Raw genomic sequence first — 3494 nt, 5'->3', positions numbered from 1 at the left:
ACCTGTTCGCGGGGTTTTGATCGATGGCCTCGTCTTCCTCGGGCGGGACAACCGGTGGAAAGCCGTGCTGGACGAGGCGTCGGTTGCGGAAGTGACCGGCAGTGGCGAATCCGAGCCCCACCGCCGCGGCCAGCAGGAAGATCGAAATGGTGAGCCGGACGTCCAGCCGCCCGGGCAACAGTGCGAACACGATCGCGAACGGCACCATGAGCAGCGGCAGGCGGGAAGCCTGCCGGACCTGCCACCGCGGACCCGTCAGATCGTGCGACACCCATGACGAGTACTGCGGTGGCAGCGTCCCACCCACCAGGTAGTACACCCGACCGGTCAGGGGCGGACGCGGCTCCCGGACGGGCTGCGGGCTGGCGGGCGTTGGGCTGGCGGGCGCAGCCGGGTTCAGGTGGTCTGAGGACAGAGCCCTCTTGCTACCAGCGTCCATGGGGCCAGCCTACGAACAGATTCCTTCTAGTCCTTGATCTCACACAGGACGGCGCCGCTGGAGACGACGCCGCCGACGGTCGCGGCGAGCCCGGTCACGGTACCCGCCCGATGCGCGGTGATCGGCTGCTCCATCTTCATCGCTTCCAGGACGACGACGAGGTCGCCGGGCTCGACCGTGTCGCCGTCACTGACTGCGATCTTGACGATGGTGCCCTGCATGGGGCTGGTCAGCGCGTTGCCGGTGACGGCGCGCGCGGCTTTCGAGCCGGAGCGTCGCCGGGGCGGGGCGGTGCGACCGGGCGCCGGGCCGGCCGCGGCTCCGAAGCCCGCGGGTAGGACGACCTCAAGGCGTCGGCCGCCGACCTCGACCACCACCGACTCCCGTTCCGCCGGCCCGGTGTCGGCATCCACCCCGCCGGTGAAGACCGGGATGGTGTTGTCGAACTCGGTCTCGATCCAGCGGTTGTGTATGCGGAACGGCTCGGTCGCGTCGGCCGGTGCGAACGCCGGGTCCCGTACGACGGCGCGATGGAACGGCAGCACCGTGGCCATGCCGTCGACGACCATCTCGTCCAGCGCGCGGCGGGCGCGCTCCAGCGCTTCGGTTCGGGTCGCGCCGGTGACGATCAGCTTGGCGAGCAGCGAGTCAAAGGCGCCGCCGATGACGGCGCCGGACTCGATGCCGGCGTCGACCCGCACGCCCGGGCCGGTGGGCGCGACAAACCGGGTGACCGTGCCCGGGGCCGGCAGGAAGTTACGCCCCGGATCCTCGCCGTTGATACGGAACTCGATCGAGTGCCCTCGCGGAGTCGGGTCCGCCGGGTCGAGCGCTTCGCCTTCGGCGATGCGGAACTGCGCACGGACGAGGTCGACGCCGCTGGTCTCCTCGGTGACCGGATGCTCGACCTGTAGCCGGGTGTTGACCTCAAGGAAGCTGATCATGCCGTCCCGGGCGACGAGGAACTCGACCGTGCCCGCACCGACGTAGCCGGCCTCCCGGCAGATGGCCCGGGATGCCTCATAGAGTGAGGTGTGCTGTTCCTCGGTGAGGAACGGAGCCGGGGCCTCTTCGACGAGTTTCTGGTAGCGGCGCTGCAACGAACAGTCCCGGGTGCCGACCACGACGACGGTGCCGTGGTTGTCAGCGAGGATCTGGGTCTCGACATGGCGTGGCTGGTCCAGGTAGCGCTCGACGAAGCACTCGCCCCGGCCGAAGGCGGCGGTGGCCTCCCGCACCGCGCTTTCGAAGAGCTCGGGTAGGTCGTCGGCATTCCACGCGACCTTGAGCCCGCGCCCGCCGCCACCGAAAGCAGCCTTGATGGCGACCGGCAGACCGTACTGATCCGCGAACGCCACGACCTCCGCGACGCCGGCGACCGGGTCGGCCGTGCCGGGCGCGAGCGGCGCACCCACGGCCAGGGCGATGTGGCGGGCGGCGGTCTTGTCGCCCAGGCGCCGGATGGCCTCGGGCGGTGGGCCGATCCAGGTCAGGCCCGCGGCGACGACCGCCTCGGCGAAGTCTGCGTTTTCCGAGAGGAACCCGTACCCGGGGTGGACGGCGTCGGCGCCACTCACCCGAGCGATGTCGAGAATCTTGTCTATCCGTAGATAGGAGTCGCCCGGTGTGCTGCCCGAGAGGGCGTACGCTTCGTCGGCAATTCGGACGTGGAGCGCATCGATATCGGGTTCGGCGTACACCGCGACACTTGCGTATCCGGCGTCCCGGCACGCGCGGATGACCCGGACAGCGATCTCTCCCCGGTTGGCGATGAGGATCTTACGCACGTTTCTCCCGTCCTCGTTCAGGGTGGCTGAGTTTAGGGCGCCCGGCAATAGGGACGCGGCGTCGCGGGGACCTGGGCAGCTGTTGCCGGCGGCGGGCGTTCAGCGAGGGTTCTCAGCCGCGGACCGTGGGTTACCAGTCGGCTCGGGTGCGGACACCCTGCGTGAAACCGGTTTGCCGCCACGTGTTCGGGCCGGAATGCACGTTCTGGCGGAACGTCGCGGCCCGGTCGGTCCAACCCGACGGCGTCGCCGACTCGGGCGGTGGCACCGCTGCCCGCAGGCGGACCACCGCGACCAACGCGGCAATCTCCTCGGCGGATGCGTTCGCCGGCACAAGCCGCAGATATGGACGGGTCGGGCCGTCGCCGCTGTTGTCCACCTGACGCTTGCTGTCCACCTGACGCTCCCTTCATGAACGTGCGAGCTGCACCTGGCGGCCCAAAGGCGATGCGATCGTGGTTCTTCTCGCATCGCCGGAGGCCGAAGTCCCCGGGTCGCCAGCGGGCCAACGGGCGCACGATGATCGTCAGATCGCGCGCCCGCAGGCCGCAGTCCCCGGGGCGGCACTAAAGCGGAATGTTTCCGTGCTTCTTGGGCGGGAGCGACTCCCGCTTGGTCCGCAGCAGCCGCAGGGCCCGGATCACTTCGCGGCGGGTGACCGACGGGGTGATCACCGCATCCACATACCCGCGTTCGGCGGCGATGTAGGGCGTGGCGAAGTGCTCGGTGTAGTCCGCGATCAGTTCCGCGCGGCGGCTTTCCGGGTCGGCGGCGGACGCGAGCTCCCGACGGTAAATGATGTTCACAGCGCCCTGGGCGCCCATCACCGCGATTTCCGCGGTCGGCCAGGCCAGGTTGATGTCGGCCCGCAGGTGCTTCGACCCCATGACGTCGTATGCACCCCCATAGGCCTTGCGGGTGATGATAGTCACCTTCGGGACCGTGGCTTCGGCGTAGGCATAGATGAGCTTCGCGCCCCGACGGATGATTCCGTTCCACTCCTGCGAGGTACCGGGCAGGAAGCCGGGAACATCGACCAGGGTGATTATCGGAATGTTGAACGCGTCGCACGTCCGGACGAAGCGTGCCGCCTTCTCACTGGCATCGATGTCGAGGGTGCCGGCGAAATGCATCGGCTGGTTGGCGACGACGCCCACCGAACGCCCGTCGACCCGTCCGAAGCCGCAGATCATGTTCTGCGCGAACTGGGCGTGGACCTCGAGGAAGTCGCCCTCGTCGAGCACGTATTCGATCACCGTGTGCATGTC

The 3494-nt window shown here is 68.9% G+C and carries 4 protein-coding genes; all 4 read right to left on the bottom strand.

Translation table 11 applies throughout. The annotated features are described in order from the left end of the window. Positions 1 to 439 (bottom strand): DUF5313 family protein (locus U9977_RS25165; RefSeq protein WP_322751765.1); only part of this gene is annotated, 439 nt, incomplete at its 3' end. Between the two features lie 26 nt (positions 440 to 465). Then, positions 466 to 2226, bottom strand: a complete 1761-nt coding sequence (locus U9977_RS25160) for an acetyl/propionyl/methylcrotonyl-CoA carboxylase subunit alpha (RefSeq protein WP_322751764.1) — start codon at positions 2224 to 2226, stop codon at positions 466 to 468. A 130-nt stretch (positions 2227 to 2356) separates the two neighbouring features. Then, positions 2357 to 2623 (bottom strand): acyl-CoA carboxylase subunit epsilon, encoded by a 267-nt coding sequence (locus tag U9977_RS25155; RefSeq protein WP_322751763.1) that lies wholly within the window; start codon positions 2621 to 2623, stop codon positions 2357 to 2359. A gap of 169 nt (positions 2624 to 2792) precedes the next feature. Beyond that, positions 2793 to 3494 (bottom strand): acyl-CoA carboxylase subunit beta (locus tag U9977_RS25150; protein ID WP_322751762.1); only part of this gene is annotated, 702 nt, incomplete at its 5' end.

Source organism: Protofrankia sp. Cas8, from assembly GCF_963555845.1.
Lineage (GTDB): Bacteria > Actinomycetota > Actinomycetes > Frankiales > Frankiaceae > Protofrankia.
This window is presented reverse-complemented; position numbering and strand designations above follow the sequence as displayed.